Origin of the sequence: Emticicia sp. TH156, assembly GCF_002855535.1 — a bacterium.
Lineage (GTDB): Bacteria > Bacteroidota > Bacteroidia > Cytophagales > Spirosomataceae > Emticicia > Emticicia fluvialis.
Genome location: NZ_PKRS01000003.1, coordinates 62,958 through 84,629 on the forward strand (window position 1 = coordinate 62,958; position 21,672 = coordinate 84,629).

At 40.8% G+C, this 21,672-nt stretch carries 18 protein-coding genes; 6 read left to right on the forward strand and 12 right to left on the reverse strand.

What is annotated here, in order from left to right; all coding sequences use genetic code 11:
• Window positions 1–99: 99 nt before the first annotated feature.
• Both C0V77_RS06665 and C0V77_RS06670 read right to left on the reverse strand, forming a co-directional pair.
• A complete protein-coding gene (locus tag C0V77_RS06665) occupies window positions 100–2,049 on the reverse strand; it encodes a PQQ-dependent sugar dehydrogenase (protein WP_158237895.1) in 1,950 nt (649 codons plus the stop codon).
• Window positions 2,050–2,228: 179 nt separating this feature from the next.
• A complete protein-coding gene (locus C0V77_RS06670; RefSeq protein ID WP_101725576.1) occupies window positions 2,229–3,134 on the reverse strand; it encodes an AraC family transcriptional regulator in 906 nt (301 codons plus the stop codon).
• 237 nt (window positions 3,135–3,371) lie between these two features.
• On the opposite strand from C0V77_RS06670, the gene C0V77_RS06675 reads away from it, so the two are divergent.
• The 5 genes from C0V77_RS06675 (at window position 3,372) to C0V77_RS06695 (ending at window position 8,278) form a co-directional block, all read left to right on the forward strand.
• Entirely contained in the window at window positions 3,372–4,994 is a 1,623-nt protein-coding gene (locus C0V77_RS06675) for a carboxylesterase/lipase family protein (RefSeq protein WP_101725577.1), read from the forward strand.
• A 128-nt stretch (window positions 4,995–5,122) separates the two neighbouring features.
• Complete coding sequence (locus C0V77_RS06680) at window positions 5,123–5,974, forward strand: aldo/keto reductase (RefSeq protein WP_101725578.1); 852 nt, start codon at window positions 5,123–5,125, stop codon at window positions 5,972–5,974.
• Window positions 5,975–6,013: 39 nt separating this feature from the next.
• Window positions 6,014–6,994, forward strand: a complete 981-nt coding sequence (locus C0V77_RS06685) for an aldo/keto reductase (protein ID WP_101725579.1) — start codon at window positions 6,014–6,016, stop codon at window positions 6,992–6,994.
• A gap of 58 nt (window positions 6,995–7,052) precedes the next feature.
• Window positions 7,053–7,673: a flavodoxin gene (locus C0V77_RS06690; RefSeq protein ID WP_101725580.1), complete on the forward strand. Its 621-nt coding sequence runs from the start codon at window positions 7,053–7,055 to the stop codon at window positions 7,671–7,673.
• A gap of 119 nt (window positions 7,674–7,792) precedes the next feature.
• Entirely contained in the window at window positions 7,793–8,278 is a 486-nt protein-coding gene (locus C0V77_RS06695) for a cupin domain-containing protein (protein ID WP_101725581.1), read from the forward strand.
• A 160-nt stretch (window positions 8,279–8,438) separates the two neighbouring features.
• Here the strand turns inward: C0V77_RS06695 and C0V77_RS06700 are convergent, their stop codons facing one another.
• From C0V77_RS06700 to C0V77_RS06715, 4 genes are all read right to left on the reverse strand, one after another.
• Window positions 8,439–10,688 carry a xanthine dehydrogenase family protein molybdopterin-binding subunit gene (locus C0V77_RS06700; protein WP_101725928.1) on the reverse strand — a complete coding sequence of 750 codons (2,250 nt, stop codon included), beginning with the start codon at window positions 10,686–10,688 and terminating at the stop codon, window positions 8,439–8,441.
• A gap of 156 nt (window positions 10,689–10,844) precedes the next feature.
• Window positions 10,845–11,474: a hypothetical protein gene (locus C0V77_RS06705; protein ID WP_101725582.1), complete on the reverse strand. Its 630-nt coding sequence runs from the start codon at window positions 11,472–11,474 to the stop codon at window positions 10,845–10,847.
• Window positions 11,475–11,532: 58 nt separating this feature from the next.
• Window positions 11,533–12,006 carry a (2Fe-2S)-binding protein gene (locus C0V77_RS06710; RefSeq protein ID WP_101725583.1) on the reverse strand — a complete coding sequence of 158 codons (474 nt, stop codon included), beginning with the start codon at window positions 12,004–12,006 and terminating at the stop codon, window positions 11,533–11,535.
• Between the two features lie 121 nt (window positions 12,007–12,127).
• Window positions 12,128–13,228, reverse strand: coding sequence for an alpha/beta fold hydrolase (locus tag C0V77_RS06715; RefSeq protein WP_229236221.1), 1,101 nt, complete (start codon window positions 13,226–13,228; stop codon window positions 12,128–12,130).
• A gap of 305 nt (window positions 13,229–13,533) precedes the next feature.
• Here C0V77_RS06715 and C0V77_RS06720 point away from each other — a divergent pair, with 305 nt between their 5' ends.
• On the forward strand, window positions 13,534–14,433 hold the full coding sequence (locus C0V77_RS06720) for an AraC family transcriptional regulator (protein WP_101725584.1): 900 nt from the start codon (window positions 13,534–13,536) through the stop codon (window positions 14,431–14,433).
• A gap of 109 nt (window positions 14,434–14,542) precedes the next feature.
• On the opposite strand, the gene C0V77_RS06725 is transcribed toward C0V77_RS06720, so the two are convergent.
• The 6 genes from C0V77_RS06725 to C0V77_RS06750 all read right to left on the reverse strand — a co-directional run bounded on the left by C0V77_RS06725 (window position 14,543) and on the right by C0V77_RS06750 (window position 21,610).
• Window positions 14,543–16,789: a xanthine dehydrogenase family protein molybdopterin-binding subunit gene (locus C0V77_RS06725; protein ID WP_101725585.1), complete on the reverse strand. Its 2,247-nt coding sequence runs from the start codon at window positions 16,787–16,789 to the stop codon at window positions 14,543–14,545.
• Window positions 16,786–17,256 (reverse strand): (2Fe-2S)-binding protein, encoded by a 471-nt coding sequence (locus tag C0V77_RS06730; RefSeq protein WP_101725586.1) that lies wholly within the window; start codon window positions 17,254–17,256, stop codon window positions 16,786–16,788. The genes C0V77_RS06725 and C0V77_RS06730 overlap by 4 nt, the downstream gene beginning before the upstream one ends.
• A gap of 223 nt (window positions 17,257–17,479) precedes the next feature.
• Window positions 17,480–17,908 carry a nuclear transport factor 2 family protein gene (locus C0V77_RS06735; RefSeq protein ID WP_409012785.1) on the reverse strand — a complete coding sequence of 143 codons (429 nt, stop codon included), beginning with the start codon at window positions 17,906–17,908 and terminating at the stop codon, window positions 17,480–17,482.
• 471 nt (window positions 17,909–18,379) lie between these two features.
• Entirely contained in the window at window positions 18,380–19,414 is a 1,035-nt protein-coding gene (locus tag C0V77_RS06740) for a sulfite exporter TauE/SafE family protein (RefSeq protein WP_101725587.1), read from the reverse strand.
• 158 nt (window positions 19,415–19,572) lie between these two features.
• The gene (locus tag C0V77_RS06745; RefSeq protein ID WP_101725588.1) at window positions 19,573–20,994 is read right to left on the reverse strand and encodes a hypothetical protein; all 1,422 of its coding nucleotides are present in this window, start codon (window positions 20,992–20,994) and stop codon (window positions 19,573–19,575) included.
• A complete protein-coding gene (locus C0V77_RS06750; protein ID WP_101725589.1) occupies window positions 20,984–21,610 on the reverse strand; it encodes an RNA polymerase sigma factor in 627 nt (208 codons plus the stop codon). The genes C0V77_RS06745 and C0V77_RS06750 overlap by 11 nt, the downstream gene beginning before the upstream one ends.
• Window positions 21,611–21,672: the final 62 nt, after the last annotated feature.

The window sequence follows — 21,672 nt, forward strand, 5'->3', positions numbered from 1 at the left end:
TTTACTTTAATTACAATTTATTTTACTTGAACTAAAATAAATTGGTTCATAATAGGCGAAAATAATTCCTTATTTATACTTAGTAATATTTTAGTTAGGTTATTTAACATTGACAAATATTCGGATCATCCCGTCTCCTTTGGTCAGTGCGTATAACTCTCCGTCCTTATCTTCAGCCAACCGTAAATCGATGCGCCCTGCACCTGCTATAGCACCCCTGCCCGGCAAACCCTCGGCTCTGCCACCGCGCTTCCGGTAAGTTTCTTCAGACAATGCCCTAAGATTAGTACTTAATTCGTGTATGGGAGCCATCGTAAGAGGGTTACCATCGTCGGCGGCCAATATGTCTTTCATGTAAGCGTACCAGATACGGCCTGTTGTGATATCACTGAAGACCATTGTCCCTTTCAGGGCTGGAATCTTTTTTCCGCGATAGACGAAGCCATTGGCAATTGCATCACCGCCGATAGGTGAGTGAGGATAAGCAATAACAGCATAAGCAGGCTTCACCGTACCATGTGTAACCGTGTCAGAGACTTGTATGCGAATCATGTCATCCGTTGGCAGCGGTCCCATAACATTGTTCGTAGACATACTTTGAGAGCCCTCACGCAGCGGATAACCGTAATTGGCTCCCTTCTTGATAATCATCACCGTCTCCCAACTGACAAGGCCGATATTGAAAGCGAGTAATACAGCCTCGCGAGGCTTTGCCGGGTTAATATACCACGTTAGTCGGTGCGGATTGCGCAGCCCTAAAGCCCATATTTCCTTTCTTGCGCCTGCCACCGAAACAAACGGATTGTCGTTAGGAATACGGTAACGGCCATTCTCACTGATAGTACTTGTCGATGTATGCTCACTTAACATCGGAATGATGCGCAGAATCTTGCCTTGGTAAGTATCGAGTCTTTGTGCATACAGCCTATTAGGCCCTTGTCGCTCGCCTGTACCTGCGTCTCCAACACCCAGATAAATCACTCGCCAGTCAGGGTCGCCCGGCTTAGCAGTCGGGTTAAATGTCATTTCGTTAAGTGGATGGAACAGCCCAGGCACTTGCAGACGGAATACTTCACGTGCTGTCCCCTCAAATGTGGTGTTTTTAATATTTCGGTCTGTCCATTCTATGATAACTAACTCACGCGCTACTCTGGCATCAGCAGCCACAATCGGCTTCGCTAGTGCCGTTGTTGTGGTATAATCCCTCAGGTTTAGTCCGGCTAATACACTTGTCTTTGGCATTACGCTCTCTTCAGGTGTGGCGAGATTTTCCATGTGGAGTGTATAAAAGATACCGTTTCGTGCGTAGTCAGGGTCGAACACGAAGTTCATGAGACCCGATGCATAACCCAATTTGGCTGAAAACTTTGGAAATAATCCGGCACCATTTTCTGAACCGTCAAAGTTCAGATAGGGCGTGAGTTGCTTCGTCTGCTTATTAAGCATATAAAGTACACCGGCCAGATCGTTAACGAAAAAACGCTGACCACCCGGTTCGTCAAGCAGGATACTGCCACGTGCCATCATCCCGGTGACACGATCAGCCGAGTTATCGCCAGTAATCGGTAGCTCGACATAATCAGCTAACTCAAGGGTCTGTTGACCTTTCAATGGGGTGGGTAAAGTTGTGGTACGAGCAGCCGCTGTAGCCGATGATTGAGGAGAAGCCAACGAGCGGACATACGCAATCACATTTCGGATTTGTGCATCCGAGAGGCTTCCCTTGAAGGACGGCATCATATTTGAAGGAATGCCGTTCTTAATCACAGTCAAAATCTCGGTATCTTTCGAACCATGATCCCAGACTACATCTGTAAGGTCAGGTGGCTGTTTCCCACCTCGCTCTGTAATAATGGAAATGTCGAAACCTGCTTTGATTGCGCCTTGGGCGGCATTTCCATGACAATTTGCACAATTGACAGCGTACAACCGTTGCCCTTCAGTAACTCGTTGCGATGGTGTTTGCGATTGGACTGATGGCGTTGCTATGGCTATAATTACCAGCGACGTCAGGAATAGGTTAGTGATGTTCAATAGTATTCGTTTCATTGGATTGCTTTTTAAGGCTCGCCTATTGTGAGCAAAATGAATTTTGAAGAAGAACCAAATCAATTGCTTCATCGAGGGTTGATGAAGCTCTTACGATAAATGAATAAAAATTATTCATTCATTGGCCATACGTTTCTGATTTACGGTAAAACACATCCGTCGAAATAAGCACTATTAAATCAATTAAGATGATTTAATGTTCTATATTCATTAGGGGTTTGACCAACATGTTGTTTAAAGAATCGGGTAAAATGTTGTGGGTACTTGAATCCTAATTCGTAAGCGACTTCATTTACAGTTTTCTGAGTATCAAAAATCTTACTTTTGGCTATATCAATTATTTTGTTCTGTATGTATTCTTGTGCAGACTTTCCTGTTTCTTTCTTAATCAGATCACCAAAATAATTAGGTGATAAATTCAGTTCTTCAGCACAAGAGGCAACTGATGGCAAGCCTATGTTTTGCGGTTTCTCTGATGTAAAGTATCCATTTAACAATTCTTCAAATTTCTCCAGAATACCTCTATTGACATTGTCTCTGGTTATAAACTGCCGGTCATAGAAGCGGTCGCAGTAGTTCAGGAATAACTCTATATTAGAAGCAATCAGCTTTTTGCTATGTTTATCAATGGATTGTTGCAGCTCATATTGAATTTTTGAAAAGCAATCTAATACCAGTTGTCTCTCGCGTGTAGATAGATGCAATGATTCATTTGAATTATAACCAAAAAAGCTATAATCCTGAATAGTTTTGGCAAGCGAGGTTCCACGTATCATGTCAGGATGAAAGACCAAACCATGTCCCATCGGCTGATAAATATCTACTTTGTTTTCAACATCTATTACCTGTCCGGGAGCAATAAAAACCAGCGTGCCTTCCTGATAATCATAGGTATGCCGCCCGTATTTCAAATCCCCACACTTCGCTTCTTTCAAAAAGATACAATATAACCCAAAGTTCATCCGGGAACCTGTTCTTGGATGCGCTTTTGAAAAATCCAGTATGCTTACCAGTGGATGCAATGTTTCGTGATTATTGAAATCATTGTATTCATTTACTGTATCAAAATTATATGCCTGTTTCATACGTCTTGTTTTTGCTTATACAAAATTATGCATTCCGATAGTGTTTTAACAATACAATCAACCCAATCAGTAATAATGGTAGAATTATCCGTAATCTGTATACTATTGAGACATATAAGAGAGAATATCTTTGCGTACAACCTAAAGGGATATAAAGGATTAGACCCTAAATGGGCTTCTGATAGTGTTTTAACATTAGTCCATTAAAAGCAATCGTATTTAAACAAACTTATTTCTATGAAAAAAATATTGTTCGGATTGACCTTTCTTATGGTAAATAATTTGAATGCTCAGGATGCAAATCCTACCGTTCGTACGGCATCCGGAATCGTGCGTGGTGTAACAGAGGGTGATGTGTCTATTTTCAGAGCCATTCCTTATGCCGCTCCTCCAGTAGGTGAATTTCGCTGGAGACCGCCGCAACCTGTTAAAAACTGGGAAGGCGAATTGGATGCGACAAAACCTTGTAAAGATTGCGGACAGGCAGGCTTTGGGCCAAATGCCCCTAAAATGAATCCAAACTCGTCTGAAGACTGTCTTTTCCTGAATATCTGGAAACCTGCCAGTAGTACAGCTAAATCGAAATTACCTGTCATGGTCTGGATACATGGGGGTGGATTTACAGGAGGAAGCGGCTCAAGTCCTCAGAACTTCGGCTATGAAATGACAAAGCATGGCGTTATTTTAGTGAATATCAATTACCGTTTGGGGCGTTTGGGCTATTTTGCTCACCCTGCTTTAAGTGCGGAATTTCCTAATGAACCCAAAGGTAATTACGGCTACATGGATCAGATAGCGGCACTGCAATGGATTCAGAAAAACATTGCTGCATTCGGTGGAGACCCTAAAAATGTGACTATTTTCGGTTTCTCAGCAGGTGGTGTTTCCGTACATTCATTACTAACTATGCCCGCTGCCAAAGGGCTGTTTCATAAAGCCATAAGCGAATCAGGTGGAGGAAGGGATGGAGTACTGACAGGCAGACCCATCAGGAAGGAAAATGCCGATGTTTTGTACGCTGTATCGGCAGAAACCATCGGTATAAACTTTGCCCGTAAACAAGGTATCGAGGGTACTGATGCCGCTGCTTTGGCAAAATTACGTGCCTTGGGTGCAGAAAAAATAATTGATGGTGGTCAGGAAACGGATGGCCCGGGTGGTCCTCGTACTTATTCCGGCCCTATCCTCGATGGAAAACTGGTAGTTGAAACAGCAGAGAGTGCTTATATGGCTGGCAGACAGCCTAAAGTGCCATTGATGATTGGAAACTGTAGTGCCGAAATCGGCGGACCTTTTGTCAGTAGCAGCAAAACCAAAGAAGAATTGTTTGCTTCGTTTGGGGATTTGGAAGCGGAAGCAAAAGCGGCTTATGATCCTGATGGGAGCAAAACCTTTAATGAGGTAATTACGAAGTTTAATACAGACTGGGTATGGGGTGAGCCTGCCCGTATGACTGCCAGAGCTTTCCTTGTTAAAGGAGCACCTGCCTATATGTATCAGTTTGGCTATGTGCCTGCCTCTGCTCAACAGCGATCTCCTTACGGTGCCGGGCATGGGTCTGAGGTATCGTTTGTTTTTAACACCCTCGGTGCTCGTTGGGGAGCACCTGCGGAGGCTACTTCTCAGGAAAAAGAACTTGCAAAAACCATGAATAGCTATTGGACTAACTTTGCAAAAACGGGTAACCCGAATGCACAAGGATTACCTAACTGGCCGCTATACAACAACCAAAACCAGAGTATGCTTGATGTAGAAATGGACGGTAAGATAGTGAGTAAACCCGATCCCCGTAAAGCCAGATTTGATGTAGTTGAAAAAGCATTCAAGAACAGAGGGCGTATGCAGTCTCGTGGTATTTAATGAGTAATATTGGTAGTATATACAGTAATTCATATAATAAAATCTTCCTTTTTAGTGCTGAAATTTGTAGTGTAAAAAAGACAGCCACACGACAGTGGCAAAATTGAAAGATTTTAAATGAAAAGTATATGCATACGATTAAATTAAATAATGGAGTAGAAATGCCTGTTTTAGGTTTTGGTGTTTTTCAGGTACCTGATGCAGCCCAATGTGAACAAGCGGTCATAGACGCCATTGAAAGTGGCTATAGATTAATTGATACCGCTGCTTGTTATATGAATGAAACTGCCGTAGGCAAGGCTATTAAGAAAAGTGGTATAGCACGAGAAGAGCTATTTATTACTACAAAATTATGGGTACAGGATACCGGATATGAGAAGACGAAAGCCGCTTTCCAGAAATCATTAGATAAGTTGCAACTCGATTATCTGGATTTATACCTGATTCACCAGCCTTATGGCGATGTCTTTGGTTCATGGAAAGCCATGCAGGAATTATATAAAGATGGAAAAATACAAGCCATTGGGGTATCTAATTTTCATCCGGATAGATTGATAGATTTGATTGTTAATAGTGGTTTTGCGCCTGCCATTAACCAGATAGAAACGCATCCGTTCCATCAACAAATTGAAACCCAAAAGTTTTTACAGGATAATGGTGTGCAAATCGAATCCTGGGGGCCTTTTGCAGAGGGAAAGAATGGCATTTTTCAGAATGAAGTCTTAATGGCTATCGCAAGAATGCACAACAAAACAGTGGCGCAAGTAATCCTTCGCTGGTTAATTCAGAGGGGGGTAGTGGTCATTCCCAAGTCCGTGCGTAAAGAAAGAATGGCAGAGAATATCAATGTTTTCGATTTCGAGCTTTCGGAAGAAGATATGGATTACATCGCGGGTCTGGACACTAAGGAAAGTCTGTTTTTTGACCATCGTGACCCAAACATGGTAAAGTGGTTAAGTGAGAGAAAACTGGAAGCTTAGCATCCAAAACACAATAATCATTAAAATTAATATATCTGAATGAGAAAGAGAATATTAGGAAACAGCGGTTTAGAAGTTTCAGCTTTGGGAATGGGGTGCATGGGTTTGAGTTTTGGTTATGGGCCTGCCCTGGATAAAAAAGCGGGTGTAAATCTAATCAGAGAGGCTTACGATCAAGGTGTTACTTTTTTCGATACTGCAGAAGCCTATGGCAGAGAAAACGAAGAATTAGTAGGAGAAGCGATAGCGCCATTTCGCAAGAAAGTAGTAATTGCTACTAAATTCGGATTCAAGGATGGTGATTCTAAAAAAGGACAGGACAGCCATCCGAAGCGCATCAGAGCAGTAGCCGAAGAATCTTTAAGGCGATTAAATACGGATGTAATTGACTTGTTTTATCAGCACAGGGTAGACACCAATGTACCCATGGAAGATGTGGCCGGAACGGTCAAGGACCTTATTCATGAGGGAAAAGTAAAACATTTTGGGCTTTCTGAAGCAGGCATTCAATCAATTCGTAAAGCACATGCCGTGCAAGCGGTCACGGCTTTACAAAGCGAGTATTCTATCTGGTGGAGAGAACCTGAATTGGAGATTATTCCAACACTTGAAGAACTAGGCATTGGCTTGGTAGCTTTCAGCCCGTTGGGTAAGGGATTTCTAACTGGTGCAATCAATGAAAATACTAAATTTGATACCAATGATTTCCGGAATATTGTACCTCGATTTAGTGAAGAAAACAGAAAGGCAAATCAAAAGCTGGTAGAACTTTTAAGTGCAATTGCTTTCGATAAAAAAGCAACTCCGGCACAAATAGCATTAGGTTGGTTATTAGGACAAAAGCCCTGGATTGTTCCGATTCCTGGTACAACGAAATTACATAGATTGATGGAAAATCTTGGAGGAGCATCCATCGAGTTATCGGTTGATGCTATACAAGAAATAGATGAAGCGTTTGCTAAAACCAATGTTCAGGGAGACCGGTATCCGGCTCATTTGCAACAAAGAGTAGGGAAGTAAATACGTAAGTCCTGAATGATGCCTTGCTAAATTATTCTTTATTGAAAAAATAAAATTTATGAAGATTCATATTCTGCTAATGATAGCAGGCTTTTATATGCTGGTTGGCTGTTCGCATGCACAAAATCCTTCTACTGAAAAAGGGAAAGTGTTAAACGAAAAGAACGTACTTATTGTGTATTTGTCTCGAACAAAGAACACAAAAGCAATTGCACAAATCATTCAAAAAAGTGTAGAAGGAAAACTAGTTGAACTGGAATTGCAAAACCCTTATCCGGAAGATTATAAAGCAATGGTTGCACAGGTGGCGGATGAAAACGCTTCGGGTTTCCTTCCACCACTCAAAACAAAAATTGATAATATTAGCCAGTATGACGTCATATTTATAGGCTTTCCAACCTGGGGTATGGAATTGCCTCCTCCCATGAAAAGCTTTTTAAAGCAATATAAGTTAAATGGGAAGACCGTTATTCCTTTTAATACGAATGCAGGCTATGGAATTGGAAGCAGTTTCGACACAGTGAAGCAATTGTGCACTGATTGTAAAGTTTTAGAAGGCTTCTCAACCAAAGGGGCTATAGAACGAGACGGGATTTTGTTTGTGATGGAAGGGGAAAAAGAAAAGCAGGCACAAGTAGAAGTTCAGAAATGGCTAAAAAAGATTGGTATCTTCAAGTAAAAATCAAAAAAAGGCCGTCAATTAAAAGAAATGATAAATATTTGAAAAAAAGTAGTATATTAAAGTGATACGTATTTAGGTTCTCTGAATTTTTAATATAAAATGTTAATAGCTACTTGATGAACAGAAAAACACCTCTCTTATTAATGGCTTTTTCGGTGATTGGCATTATCTCTTGTCAACGTGCTGTGAAATATCAACAAAACAACAGACTATTTGATAAGGGTAGTAGAGTCACCAACAACAATTTCATAGGTGTATCTTGGCTTAATACTCTGGTAGAAGCTGATACAAGTAATCATATCCAAGTGGGTAGTGTTACTTTTGAACCGGGCGCCAGAACCAACTGGCATTACCATCCGGGAGGGCAAATATTGCTCATTATTGATGGGAAGGGTCTCTATCAGGAAAGAGGTAAACCTGTTGAAATCATCAAGAAAGGGGATGTGAGGAAGTGTCCGCCTAATATCCATCATTGGCATGGTGCCACGCTTACTGATACGCTTGTACAGGTGGCCGTAACTAATAATATCAATGGCAGAGTAGTATGGTTAGAGCCGGTAAGTGAAGATGATTATAAAATGCCCGTTAAAGGAGTGGAATAAATCATTTAAAAATTTAAAAGGTTGAATAGAGTATTTTTAAAGGAGATGGTTTTTAACTATCTCTTTTTTATATCAACTATTCAGGATAAATCATAAAAACAGACAACCCATTGTGTAAGTTGTCTGTTCCTGATTTAGATAAAAAGGAAATCAACATTTCTTAAGACTTCTCAATATCTGTTTGAAAAGGTTGGTCGTAGAAGCGCTTGCCTGTAGCTTTATAAAGTGCACTGGCTAATGCTGCAAAAATCGGGGGATAAGCAGGCTCGCCCATACCTGTCGGGTCAATAGTGTTCTGGACAAAATGTACGTCTATTGCTTCAGGAGCTTCATTCATGCGTATCATGCGATAACTATCAAAGTTGCGTTTATCCGGTACGCCATTCGAAAATGACATTTTACCAAACAAGGCTGTCCCAATACCATCCACTACAGCTCCCTCTATCATATTTTTAGCCGCGTCAGGATTTACAACTATCCCGCAATCTGCCGCAGACCATACTTTCTTTATGATGGGCAGTTCTGCACCCATTTCCAAATCAACCACATGCGCCACATAAGAATCATGGCAGAAATAAGCTGCTACTCCTACGTTGCTCACTTTCTTTTTATCATTCCAGCCTGATTTCTCCCGCACCAACTCCAATACCCCTGCATAGCGTTCAGGTTCGTATTCATTATTTTTACCTACGGGCTTTTCTTTTGCCCGTTTCAGTAATTCCAATCTGAATTCAATCGGGTCTTTTCCTGCTGCTTCAGCCACTTCATCTAAAAAAGATTGTTCTGACGCCCCCATAAAATTCGACCTTGGTGCTCTGAAAGAGCCTACCGTAATATTGGTTTTCAGGGTCCAATCCTCAGCCAGATAATTATCCACTGCTCCCGCAGGAAAACGATTGGCATGTAAAGGAGATTCAGGAATACCCCCGGCTTTCACATGAAATGCAATCAGGTTATTGTCAGCATCCAGCGCTGCTCTGAAAGTTGCCGTATAAGTAGAGCGATAAATACCGGAAGTCATATCATCTTCACGGGTATACATCAGTTTTACCGGAGCTTTGACTTTCTGTGAGATAAGCGCGGCTTCTATCAACCAGTGTGCATAAGAACGACGACCGAACCCTCCACCCAGACGAGCCAGTTTAATATCTATCTTTTCTAAGGGCATTCCCAAACGTGCTGATAAAGCCTGTTCTGTATTTTCAGGTTTTTGGAGTGGTCCGACCAATTCGGCTTTCTCATCTGTTACATGAGCAAAGAAATTCATCGGTTCCATGCAATTATGCGCCAGAAAAGGCCCTGTATAGGTACGCTCAATTACTTTTGCTGCATTTTTAAAGGCTGTTTCAGGGTCACCATCTTTACGTCTTAGGGTTGCCTGTTTGCTTACCATTGCTTTCATGTCATCCATGTGGCCACTGGTATTTTCCAAGCCGGCTGGTACAGTTTCTGTCAATTTTCTACCCTGCATGTTTCTCTCCTGGGTATAGCTGGCAAAAGGTTCCCATTCTACTTTCAATACCTTTTTTGCTTGCCTGACCTCCCAGGTAGAAGTGCCCACAATTGCCACTACTTCGTTAAATGTGGTAGTATCAAAAAATGTTCTTTCATAACCCTCATTGAAGATTTTGACAGGGAAAATATCTTTGATGCCTTTCATTTTTCTGGCAGCTGCATCATCGATAGACTTAATCTTCAGACCGAAGGCAGGTGGATGTGTAATCATGGCGTAAACCATCCCTTCTTTGTAAGTGTCAATTCCAAACAGCGGCTTGCCTGAAACGATATTTTTGAGTTCGACATTCTTTTGCGAATGTCCGATAATCTTAAAATCTTTGACCTGTTTCAACTTTACGTCTTTTGGTACAGGTAATTTAGCAGCGACAGTTGACATGTCGCCATATTTCGCTGTTTTTCCGCTCTTTTTGTGGTAAAGCACACCTAATTCGGTGCTGACCTCTTCTACAGGAACCTGCCATTGCTGAGCTGCTGCTTCCCGAAGCATTTGCCGGGCGGTCGCTCCGGCTGTCCGTAGTGTTTTCCAACCCTGATGAATAGCCTGACTACCACCTATAAACTGCCGGGTAAAATGCTTGGTATCTAAATCAGCTTGTTCTATGACTACCTTTTTCCAGTCAACGTCCAATTCCTCTGCTACAATCATTGGCATGGAGGTCTTTACATTTTGTCCACCTTCAGGATTAGGCGACATAATTTTGATAATATTGTCGGCCGTGATTTTTACAAATCCATTGAGTTCGTTCCAGTCAGGCGGAAGGTTAGCAATATCAGGTAATGCAGCAGCCTTATAACTTGATAGAAAACTGATGCTCAACAAGAATCCGCCTCCTGAAAGGGCTGAGGCTTTCAGAAATGAACGCCTGTTATAGGTTGTTTTTAAATTTTCCATTACCATTTTCGTAGTTTAACAGGTAGATTTTCTCAATGAATAAACTGTCGATATGAGCTTGTCATTCTCTTGAAAAAAGGCTTGCCGCATGGCAGCGAGCTTTTATAACCAAATTTTACTATAATATCTTATCTAACAGATTCTTTTACTGTTTATCTATTTTTCAGAGGGTGCATAAGCCCCTGTTTTTATCCAGCTAACCCATGCTTCTTTAAATTCAGCATGGCTCATGGGCGGTAATGTACGTCCTTCTCCAGGATTCCATCCGGCTTTCACTAAACCATCGTCGGCATGCGCCAACAATTTTTGCATATTCTTTCCGCCGTTTTGCTTAGGGTCTACCAATTGTTTGGCTAACTGATTGGGGGTACGGCCTTGAAAAATCATTTTTGTAGCAGCAGGTGGCAAATGCCAGTCAGGATTGCCCGGTGGCATATGTAGGCCAGCAATATTGGTTGGCTGGTGGCAATTGGCGCATTTCATAGCATAGATGCCTTTACCATCCACGCCTCGTTGAGGCCCCATTGTGTGCAGATGATTATCGTCACCCTGCAAGGGTATATCGCCCGATGGATGACAGTTCATGCACCTGGGAGACATCAATACTTTATATACCTTGGCAAAGGCTCTTACCGAGGCAAGGCTGTCTTTAACAATGAGAGCCGGGTTTATTGCTTTCTCTATGACTACCGGTTTCTCCTGATTCGTCGTATTATTCAATACAGCCCCTGCAAATATGGTCAGTGCAAAGGAAACGGTCAGATAATTGATTGATTTTACAGTCATAACATATAAGATTTTTTGCTTTAAAAAGCTGTATTATTCATGGCAATGTTATCATACTCTACTTACCTGTGTTCTGCTTTAATTTTGCAGCCAGATGAATCGCTTCCCGTATGCGCAGATAGGTGCCACATCGGCAAATATTGCCAGACATAGCGGCATTGATATCCTCATCACTCGGATTAGGGTTTTCCCGCAGTAGCACCGCCGCAGACATAATTTGTCCGCCCTGACAATAGCCACATTGCGGTACATCCACTTCCTGCCAGGCTAATTGTAGCGGATGGTCAGCATTGGCAGATAAGCCTTCAATGGTCACTACTTTTTGCTCATTGGCACGGCTGACTTTTGTGACACAGGAACGCACTGCTTCATCATTTAAGTGAACAGTGCAAGCTCCACATTGAGCTATCCCACAGCCATATTTAGTTCCTGTCAATCCTAATGTGTCTCTGAGTGCCCAAAGTAATGGCATTTCCGGATCGGCTTCAAAAGTCTTCGCCTTACCGTTAATAGTACAATTAATTGTCGCCATAATTGTAATAGTTAGATTGAAAATCAAGTTGTATTTTCACTGTCGTATTCAAAAGTGTGTGATTGACTAAACAAAATGGTTTCTTCAATCAGTACAAAGATTCAATTGTTTCACTCCGATTTTATTTGTCTAATCCTTTCTCCTGTAACCATTTAGAAAGTAAATCGGCAATTTGTATATTGTTTAAATCAGAAAAAGGAAAATGGGTATTACCCTTGATACCGATTTCAGGCAGATGAATAACTGTTACATCACCACCATATTTGTTGACTATATCTCTCCATTTGCGAGCCATTTCCATTCTTGCCCGCCAGCCATCAGCACCGGGGTTAGGGTCGGGTTTTTCGGGGATAAAATCACCATAATAGATAATGATGGGTATTTTAGTGAGTTTCATGAAGTCAGCCATTGGTACGCCAATAGCTGCGACAGGACCGGATGAACTGGCGATAGGTACAGGAACCTCTCCTTCCGGAAAAAGAAAACCACTACCCGGCTCATAAGAGGCTATTGCTTTGATATTCGCGTTTTTTACAGCACTGGCCCAACCAAAACCACCTGAATGTGAATGAGTAACCAAAATACCTGCACCAATTTTATCAAACAATTTGGATGTGGCATTCGTAATCACTTCCGTATTAAATCCACCCAGATTCGGTACCATCTGGCGGAAATACTGATTTAATGTTTCTTCGTCTTTGGCAAACTGTACACCTGGAAAATAGTCAGGCCAAACTCCTACTCTGAAGGTACCAAACCATGTTTGTTCATCAGGTGTAGGATTAATGGTTGCCGTCTCGGTACTTCTGCTGGCATTACCCCGGCGGGGCTGGTCAATCAGATAAACACCGAATCTGCGTTTCAAAAATATATTATTAAAACCCTCTCTGCCATCTGGGGTCGTTTCCCATGTTTTGGAAAATTGCCCGATTCCATGCCAGAATACCAATGGCAATTTTCTGGCATCGGCTGGGATCTGATAATTGATATAGGCGTGGTCTCCATGAAAAGTCTGACCTTCAGGTGTACGTTTAATCGGATCAAATTTCCCGGGATTCGTAATTACTGAACCGCCTACCGCAAAACTCCCTTGTTCCTGAATGAGCAGTAAGTTTTTACCCGTACTTTTTTTACTGGATACACAGGATGTAAAGAGCATTGAAATAGAAATCCAGGCAAATACCCATCTCTGAATTGACCTGTATCGATTGACCATCATCATAAGGTTATAAAAGTTTTAAAAGAGAATTGACTGAGATGCGTGCGCTTCTTGGATGAGAAGGTTTCAAATTCTCAAGCATCTCCTGGCTTGATATCGACCTTTATAACATGAAACAGATTGTTATCCTTTTTGTTATGAACGATAACTACTCAAACCATCTCTTTACAAAGTTCCTGATTATTTTCATTAGTCTTTGTATATATATTACTGCATTTTCTACCAAAATTACTGATTATCAGCCGTGTAATTGGCAAGTCCTTCTTTCTCCTATACATTTGCTTCACATCCTTTTATAGAATAAGCCTATGGATAGTATAATAAGGTTTGATACCATTGCCGGGTACAACGCTTTTAACAATCAGGAAACATTTCATCCGCTCATTAGCGTAGTTGATCTCGACCGTGCAGACCCGAGACAGCATCGACGCCTGAGTTATGATTTTTATGTGGTATTTCTAAAAAAATCGATCTGTGGTGATTTACGCTATGGCTGTAATAACTATGATTATCAGGAAGGAACATTGATTTTTCTGGCACCCGGTCAGGTAATCGGGTCTACTAGAGATGAATATTATCAACCCCAGGGCTATGCATTGGTTTTTCACCCAGACCTGATTCATGGTACTTCATTGAGTCGTCACATGAGCGATTACACATTTTTCTCTTATGAGATACATGAGGCCTTGCACGTATCAGAACCTGAACGGCAAATCATTCTGGATTGCTTTTCAAAAATCGAGTATGAGCTGAAAAACACGGCTGATAAACATAGTAAAAAACTGATAGTAGCCAATATTGAACTCTTTCTTGACTATTGTATACGCTTTTATGAGCGACAGTTCAGTACCCGTAACAATGCCCATCGAAGCATTATAGAAAAATTTGAAGATCTGTTGAATGATTACCTAAGTTCGGAAAAACCACAAGTCCTGGGTTCTCCTACCGTGGCTTATTGTGCGTCTCAATTGCATTTATCAACCAATTACTTTGGCGATTTAATCAAGAAAGAAACGGGTAAATCCGCGCAGGAATATATTCAATTGAAAATAATAGAAGTAGCCAAAAAGAAAATAACCGCTTCTGATAAGTTGGTCAGCGAAATCGCTTACGAATTAGGATTCAGATATTCTCAGCACTTTTCGCGTTTTTTCAAGCAGCATACAGGACAAAGCCCGAATGAATACAGAGCACAAAGCCAATCATAATAAATTGCTTTGATTTCCTGTATTCACTAAAATATAATGCCTACAAGAAAGACAAACCATTAAGAATTGTCTTTTCGTTTCTGTAAAATGATCAATAAACCAACAGTCGTCACGATTTAGTCTTATCTGTTCCGAAAGGCTGGTTATAATATCTCTTACCAGTCGTTTTATACAAAGCATTGGCCACCGCACCAAATACGGGAGGGAATGGCGGCTCGCCTAAACCTGTAGGGTCAATATCATTCTGAACAAAATGCACCTCTATTTTTTTCGGCGCTTCGTTGTGACGGATGATACGATAATTATGGAAGTTGGTTTGTTCAGCTGCACCGGCTTTATGGGTTACGGCACCATAGAAAGCATTACCGATACCATCCACCACTGCTCCCTGAACCATGTTGATAGCCGCATCGGGATTAATCACCACGCCACAGTCAATGGCACTGAATACCTCTTCAACATAAGGTTGTCCGTCTCGCATTACCATGTCTACCACATGCCCGGCATACGAAGCATGGCAGAAATAGGCTGCTACACCTCTTTTTTTGCCACTATGCTCGGGCTTACCCCAACCCGACTTCTCGCGGAGTAACTCCAGGACGCCTGCATATCGTTTGGCATCATACTCATTGTTTTTACCCACAGGGTTTTCTTTAGCCCGTTTCAATAAGTCCAGGCGCAGCTCAAATGGGTCTTTTCCCATTGCTTCAGCTACTTCATCTAAAAATGACTGTTCAGCTGCGGCATTAAAATTAGAACGTGGCGCACGGAATGCCCCAATGGTTATATTAGATGGAATTTCCCAACTTTCAGCCAGATAGTTGTCGATGGCTCCGGCAGGGAAACGATTGGCATGGATAGGGTTTTCGGGAATACCACCGCCTTTTATATGGAAACCAATCAGGTTTTTATTGGCATCTAAAGCCGCGCGATAGGTGGCGGTGTACATGGGGCGATAGATTCCGTAGGTCATATCGTCTTCACGTGTGTATATCAATTTAACAGGAGCTTTTACTTTTTTAGAGATAAGCGCTGCCTCTGCCAGATAATGACCGTACGCTCTGCGGCCAAAGCCTCCGCCCATACGAGTCATCTGAATCTCAATTTTATCAGCAGGCAGATTTAAGAGTTTTGCAAGCGTGGGTTCCGTCCAACCTGGCGCTTGTAAAGGGCCAACCAGTAGTGCCTTTTCATCTGTTACGTGAGCGAAGAAATTCATTGGCTCCATGCAGTTATGTGCCAGAAACGGTGCATTATAGGTTCTTTCTATAACCTGGGCTGCGTTTTTGAAAGCCGCTTCAGGGTCTCCGTCCTTTCTTAAAACCGTGGCAGGTTGTTTGGCGCGTTCCTGCATCATTTCTAATTGAGCAGTGCTGGTTTCAATTCTACCCGGCACAATCACCTCTCTGGCTGCACCTCTTCCTGTGAAAGTATCTTTGGTGTCTCCAGCGGCTTCCCATTCTACTTTTAGTTTCTTGCGGGCATTCATTACTTCCCAGGTTGAGTTTCCTACTACTACCAGCAAATCATTGAAAGTGCGGGTATCAAAACCGCCTTGTGTAAAGCCGTCCGGGTATAATTTTAAACTGAAAACATCTTTTATGCCCGGCATTTTAAGTGTTTGCGAGGCGTCGAAAGATTTCAGTTTCATTCCGAAAGCAGGCGGATGCTGAATCATGGCAATAAACATACCATCGACCCGATAATCCAATCCGAAAAGTGGTTTGCCTGTTACTATTTTTTGCCCTTCCACATTTTTCTTTGAATTTCTTACGACTGAAAAATCTTTCGGGTCTTTCAACTTCATGCCTTTCGGCACAGGGAGCGTAGCGGCTTTAGTGGCCATTTCTCCAAATTTTGCCGTTTTTCCACTTGAATGGCTCAGCACACCTGCTTTAGTGGTAATCTCTTCTACTGGCACACCCCAGGTTTGAGCAGCCGCTTCGCGAAGCATTTGCCGGGCTGCTGCCCCCGCTTCCCGAAGTGGTTTCCAGTACATTCTCACTGAATTGCTTCCGCCAGTAAATTGCGGACCTAATTTCGTATTATCGTGTGGCCCCATTTCTACCACTACATTTTTCCAGTCTACATCCAGTTCCTCCGCTATTATCATAGGCAGAGAAGTCATGACGTTCTGCCCGAATTCGGGATTAGGGCAAATAATCTTAATCACATTGTCCGGGGTGATTTTGATATACGCATTGAGTTCCTGCCAATCAACGGGCAAGTTCATCGTTTCGGATTTATCCAATGCTTTAAAACTCGATAACCAACTAATACTCAAGATTAAGCCACCGCCTGACAACGCAGAAGATTTCAGAAAAGAGCGTCTGTTATAGGTTTTTGGATTTGTCATTTCTTTTGAAGGTTAGATTTTGCTGCTGATTTAATTGCCTCTTTAATACGCAGGTAGGTACCACAGCGGCAAATATTGCCACTCATATACCCGTCAATATCCTCATCGGTCGGATTCGGATTTTCTTTCAATAAAGCACTGGCGCTCATCATTTGTCCGGCCTGGCAATAGCCGCATTGCGCTACATCGTGTTCAATCCAGGTCTTTTGTACCGGATGAGTGGCGTTAGCTGATAAACCCTCAATAGTCGTAATTGTTTGCTTACCGATAGCTGACACAGGTAGCTGGCATGAACGAACGGCAGAACCATTTAAGTGAACTGTACAGGCACCGCACATTCCTACACCACAACCATATTTGGTGCCCTGTAAGTTAAGGTGGTCGCGTAAAACCCACAAAGTAGGCGTTAATGGATCAACGTCTACTTTCTGAACCTTACCATTAATTTTAAGGTTGAATACTGCCATCGTGTACTAGTAGGTTGTTTAGATGCTTTACGAAAATACAAAAAATAAGTACAAAGTAACTTATGATTTCATAATCTTGAGATTGAAAGTGGTCCCATTTTATCAATACCATCCTATCAATAGATTCTTCTGTTGCTATGAAGGGATTAGTCACCACCCGGAGGCCCTGTTCATTGCTCCTGACTATTGTTAAAGTTGATTTTTCATTGGCGAAGTATTTCAATTACTTTTTAATTTGATGTGTATCTCTTACACTGCTGAATGTTAAGGCCAGCATTTTCCAATCACTGCCTTTTTTCTGATAGACTTCTGTTACAGTAAATTCAACCTTCGCATCACTTCCTCTCACGACAGATTCAAGCGTAATTCGGTTCCAGATAATAGCTGTTTCTCCGGATATTTCTATGGCTGAATCGTGCACTGTAGCTTTCTTGTACCAAATACTTCCTGTCCTGATGATTTCAAGTTCTTCGTCCTTTTTCCAGGTGCCGCTCATGTGGACGAATTTTGATTTATCGTCGAAGAGTTTTTCCAGCTTGTCCACATCTTTATCAGCCATCCATTGCCATTTGTCTTTAGACAATTGTAAGAGGATTTGTTCTTCGTTTGATGATTGAGCAATTGAACAGAATGTACTGCAAAGCAAACTCATTAGCAAAACGGCATTTATTACTTTTTTGATCATAGTTTTATCATTATAATTTGTTAAATAAACCTTCATTCCTTTTTAACAAGAACAAATCATCTGCCTGGAAAGGACATCTGTTCAACAAGAAGGAGTGCCATTGATTCAGAGGTCTTTATTCAACCGCACTCAAGAGAAATACTACAATGTTATTTCTGCTCTTTTCCACAATACAAATTTCTAAGGTTTACTTCGATTGTATGGTATATATATTACTGAATCTTCTACCAATTTCACTGTTGATCATCCACTAAAGCTATAAAAATAAAGAAAGCAATACAGTTGTAAGTGAAATATAGCACTTACAAAAAGGGAGAAATAGCGCTGAGATTTCAATTAATCAATATGATTTATTAAGAAAAGCCCAACATAAATATTAGATCCTAACTCTTTTGAATACTCTATGCCTGAATAGCATTGTTCTTACCAGCAATTTGATTATTGAAAAGAGAATTTGTCAATTAATCTATTCTGATTAAAATAGTAGGCTTCATAGGTTTGTTTACCAATACCATATACCGCTTCCAATACAATTTTATCTGCGTGATTGATTCGGGTTCTAACCAAATTTTGTTGACCAGGAGTCAAGTCACTCATAGGAATTACCTGTTCAAATTCAAAACTTTCATCATAGGTAAATTCAAGGGCATAGTTGGCATTCTGCCACCTTAATTTTGCTTCTATTCCATTTGACATTGGATTTGCAGACAAAGCGCCTCGGTTGGTAGTGAACAAATCTGAACCAGACTGTGATAACATGACAAGTCCTGAAACAACCATTGCAAAATAGCCAATTTTTTTAAATAGCAGTTCGCTCAGTTTAGGTAAAACCCATTTCATAGACCAGGTAGAAAGTATGGCAGATATTGCCACAACGACCCCAACATATACTACTTTTAATGAGATTAAGCCAAAAAGTGTATACAAAACAATTTTTACTAAATGAAGGATGACTTCGTTGGCTGCCCTTGTGGCAACAATTTCTTCTTTGATTAAGCCATAACGCAAATAGAATTTATTAAATAGTAATCCTACAGCACCTGTTAGACCCGATAAAAATCCAGCCATGAAGCCTATTAAAACCAACGTAATATTTTTAGGCTTATCAATTACACTTACTTTTTGAGATTTTCTAAATACAAAAGGCAGGTTACTTACCAGAAAAAGCCCCATAGCAATTTCCAGATAGATAGGATTGACGAACTTAAGCAGCCATGCGCCCAGCCAAACTGCTGGCAGTGCAGGCGGGACAAAAAATTTAACAATATCCCATCGGATGTTTTTCTTGAAAATAATAATTCGTGAAGCAGAACTTGTAAAGGTTCCTATCGACAAGGCTGCCGGAACCTGATTAATAGGTAATAGATTTCCTAAGATAGGTATAAGCATTAAACCTGCACCGCCACCGCAAATGGCACTGATGGAAAAAGCTAAAAAACTGCAAGCGAAAATAATAAGCAATGTGATCCACATATCTGAACTATTTTATTCTACATTCTTTAATAATTGGTATTCATTTTAATAAGCTTTAAAATGAACGGGTACTTTTGCTGACAGATATAGGATGTTCTCAAATATGAATAATTGTTAATGTGTTTTGAAAGTAAACTGATAAGACAAATCGCTTATTATTACTTACCTAGATTGACAAAAAAGCGCAGTTTTGCTCCTAGGATAAGCTCATCTCTTTTGTAACTTGTTTCTCTCAGTGAAGTAGATAGGTAAGGATACGCCTGAAAAACCATTCGGTTAAGTTTCTTTTCAAGCCCGGCAGAAAACTCAATATTATTCAAAACATTGATTGAAATTTTATCATGAGCATTGCCTTGGTCAAATTTTCTGCTATCCTCCTTATAATCAAAATTGATCATCTGACGTCCACAAATATTTAAGTCTGTAGTAGTTGAGAACAATAAAGTAAAATCATTCCGCAGCGGATAACGGTAAGTAATCCCCAAAGGAATCTGCAATAGATAATGCTGGAAATCAATATTAAGTATATCATTGCTGAGTGGAACAAATGGGGCATATAATTTCCTGAAATCCTGTTTTGTATCATATTCATATTGTTCCGCTGTAAAATAACTCCCCCCTCCTACATTCAAGACTTTAATTCCTGCATTTATACTCCAATGTTTATTCAGCAGTACTTCACCCAAGAGGCTGCCACCCACTTCTTCACTGCCTGCATTCAGGCTTATTCCTATGCGATAGTTCAGGTGATCTAAAGAAATGGAGGAAAAATTCATTCGTTTGCGTTTCTTTTGAGCGGAGAGGTTTTCGGCAAATGCTGAGCTGTACTTAATTGTAGGGCTTTGCTTATTCCATAAATACATGCGCTGATTGATTGGAATGCTATTTATGGCATATATACCTACCCTATTATCTTTACTTAAACCGATAGGTTCCGTTTGAGTTATGCTATCTATTTTACTACCAATAATAACTTCGCTTATCGTTTGATCTGTTTCAGTTTTTTTAAGCAGTTCAGGGAGGTTATTTTTATCCTGGTTCTCTGGTTCAATACTTTTACTTTCAGATTTTCTTATTTGAGTCATATCCGCCTGTGTCGGTTTACCTGGTTCCTCATTATTCAGTTTAGACGGACGATCTTTTATTTCTTTTTCCGGAACTTTGATAGTCACTGGATTTATATGGTCTGATTGTAAGAACACTACATTTTCATCGGAGGCTTGCTCATCTGCAGGAATCTTAATTGACTGTTTTACAGTAATATATTTTGTCAGATAAACCGTATCGGTTTGGTAGATTCTCTTTGACTCTTGACTGTTAACTCTTTGTAACAAAATTCTATGCGTATCTAGTAAAGAAGTATAATCATACTTTTGCTTCAGATTAAAGAATAAAGAGGTAAGCAGGATTAGCGTTCCTGCCGAATATAAAAACAAACGGCCATGCTGTCCCCAAAATGAAATTTTTGGAGCCTTTAAAGCCATAAAAGATTGCATTTCTGCCCAGTCGCTTTCCTCAAATGTTGGTTCGACGCTCTCCAGTTTCTGCCTGATAGCCTCGTTGTATTTATCAATATTCATTTTGTCGGGCTTTTTCTGTTTCTTGACGGTAGTTTTCGTATAAATGCGGGAATTCCTGCTGAACTAAAAGTTGTAATTTTATTCGTGCTTTCATAAAATTCGAACGGGAAGTACCTTCATTTATGCCCAGTATTTCGCCGATTTCTCTGTGATTATAGCCATCCACTACATGCATGACAAATACAGTCCGATAGGCTGGCGGTAGTTTTTGTACCAAAGCAAGTATCTCTTCGGCTGAAATTTTATTAATAATATCTTCATCATAAATAGGCTCTTCAATATCATCAATCGTCAATTCCTGATTATACTTTTTGTTATCCCGGTAATAATTAATCGCGGTATTCACCATAATGGTCCTTAGCCAGGCCTTAAAAGGATATTTTGGCAGGTAAGTTGCCAGATTGTTGAACACTTTCAGAAAACCTTCGTTCAGAATCTCTTTCGCTTCTTCCTGAGTAGAGGAATACCTCAGGCAAACACTTTTAGAAAATCCAAAATACTGTTTATACAACAAGCTTTGGGCATGAGGATTTTGTTCAATACAAGCCTGGATAATGCTTTCCAACCTGTCTTCTGAAAAGGGTATTTTGGGGTTAAAAAACAAGTTTCTATTCATTTAGTGTCTATCTGTTATTACACCAGCTTTTGATAAACCGCTGCCTATGAAAAAAATAAATA

Excerpts from the sequence above, each read along its gene's own strand:
- C0V77_RS06670 (WP_101725576.1), bottom strand. The coding sequence starts at position 3,134 with ATGAAACAGGCATATAATTTTGATACAGTAAATGAATACAATGATTTC.
- C0V77_RS06700 (WP_101725928.1), bottom strand. The coding sequence starts at position 10,688 with ATGGAAAATTTAAAAACAACCTATAACAGGCGTTCATTTCTGAAAGCC.
- C0V77_RS06665 (WP_158237895.1), bottom strand. The coding sequence starts at position 2,049 with ATGAAACGAATACTATTGAACATCACTAACCTATTCCTGACGTCGCTG.
- C0V77_RS06690 (WP_101725580.1), top strand. The coding sequence starts at position 7,053 with ATGAAGATTCATATTCTGCTAATGATAGCAGGCTTTTATATGCTGGTT.
- C0V77_RS06750 (WP_101725589.1), bottom strand. The coding sequence starts at position 21,610 with ATGAATAGAAACTTGTTTTTTAACCCCAAAATACCCTTTTCAGAAGAC.
- C0V77_RS06695 (WP_101725581.1), top strand. The coding sequence starts at position 7,793 with ATGAACAGAAAAACACCTCTCTTATTAATGGCTTTTTCGGTGATTGGC.
- C0V77_RS06730 (WP_101725586.1), bottom strand. The coding sequence starts at position 17,256 with ATGGCAGTATTCAACCTTAAAATTAATGGTAAGGTTCAGAAAGTAGAC.
- C0V77_RS06705 (WP_101725582.1), bottom strand. The coding sequence starts at position 11,474 with ATGACTGTAAAATCAATCAATTATCTGACCGTTTCCTTTGCACTGACC.
- C0V77_RS06675 (WP_101725577.1), top strand. The coding sequence starts at position 3,372 with ATGAAAAAAATATTGTTCGGATTGACCTTTCTTATGGTAAATAATTTG.
- C0V77_RS06735 (WP_409012785.1), bottom strand. The coding sequence starts at position 17,908 with ATGAGTTTGCTTTGCAGTACATTCTGTTCAATTGCTCAATCATCAAAC.
- C0V77_RS06725 (WP_101725585.1), bottom strand. The coding sequence starts at position 16,789 with ATGACAAATCCAAAAACCTATAACAGACGCTCTTTTCTGAAATCTTCT.
- C0V77_RS06715 (WP_229236221.1), bottom strand. The coding sequence starts at position 13,228 with ATGATGATGGTCAATCGATACAGGTCAATTCAGAGATGGGTATTTGCC.
- C0V77_RS06720 (WP_101725584.1), top strand. The coding sequence starts at position 13,534 with ATGGATAGTATAATAAGGTTTGATACCATTGCCGGGTACAACGCTTTT.
- C0V77_RS06685 (WP_101725579.1), top strand. The coding sequence starts at position 6,014 with ATGAGAAAGAGAATATTAGGAAACAGCGGTTTAGAAGTTTCAGCTTTG.
- C0V77_RS06710 (WP_101725583.1), bottom strand. The coding sequence starts at position 12,006 with ATGGCGACAATTAATTGTACTATTAACGGTAAGGCGAAGACTTTTGAA.
- C0V77_RS06745 (WP_101725588.1), bottom strand. The coding sequence starts at position 20,994 with ATGAATATTGATAAATACAACGAGGCTATCAGGCAGAAACTGGAGAGC.
- C0V77_RS06740 (WP_101725587.1), bottom strand. The coding sequence starts at position 19,414 with ATGTGGATCACATTGCTTATTATTTTCGCTTGCAGTTTTTTAGCTTTT.
- C0V77_RS06680 (WP_101725578.1), top strand. The coding sequence starts at position 5,123 with ATGCATACGATTAAATTAAATAATGGAGTAGAAATGCCTGTTTTAGGT.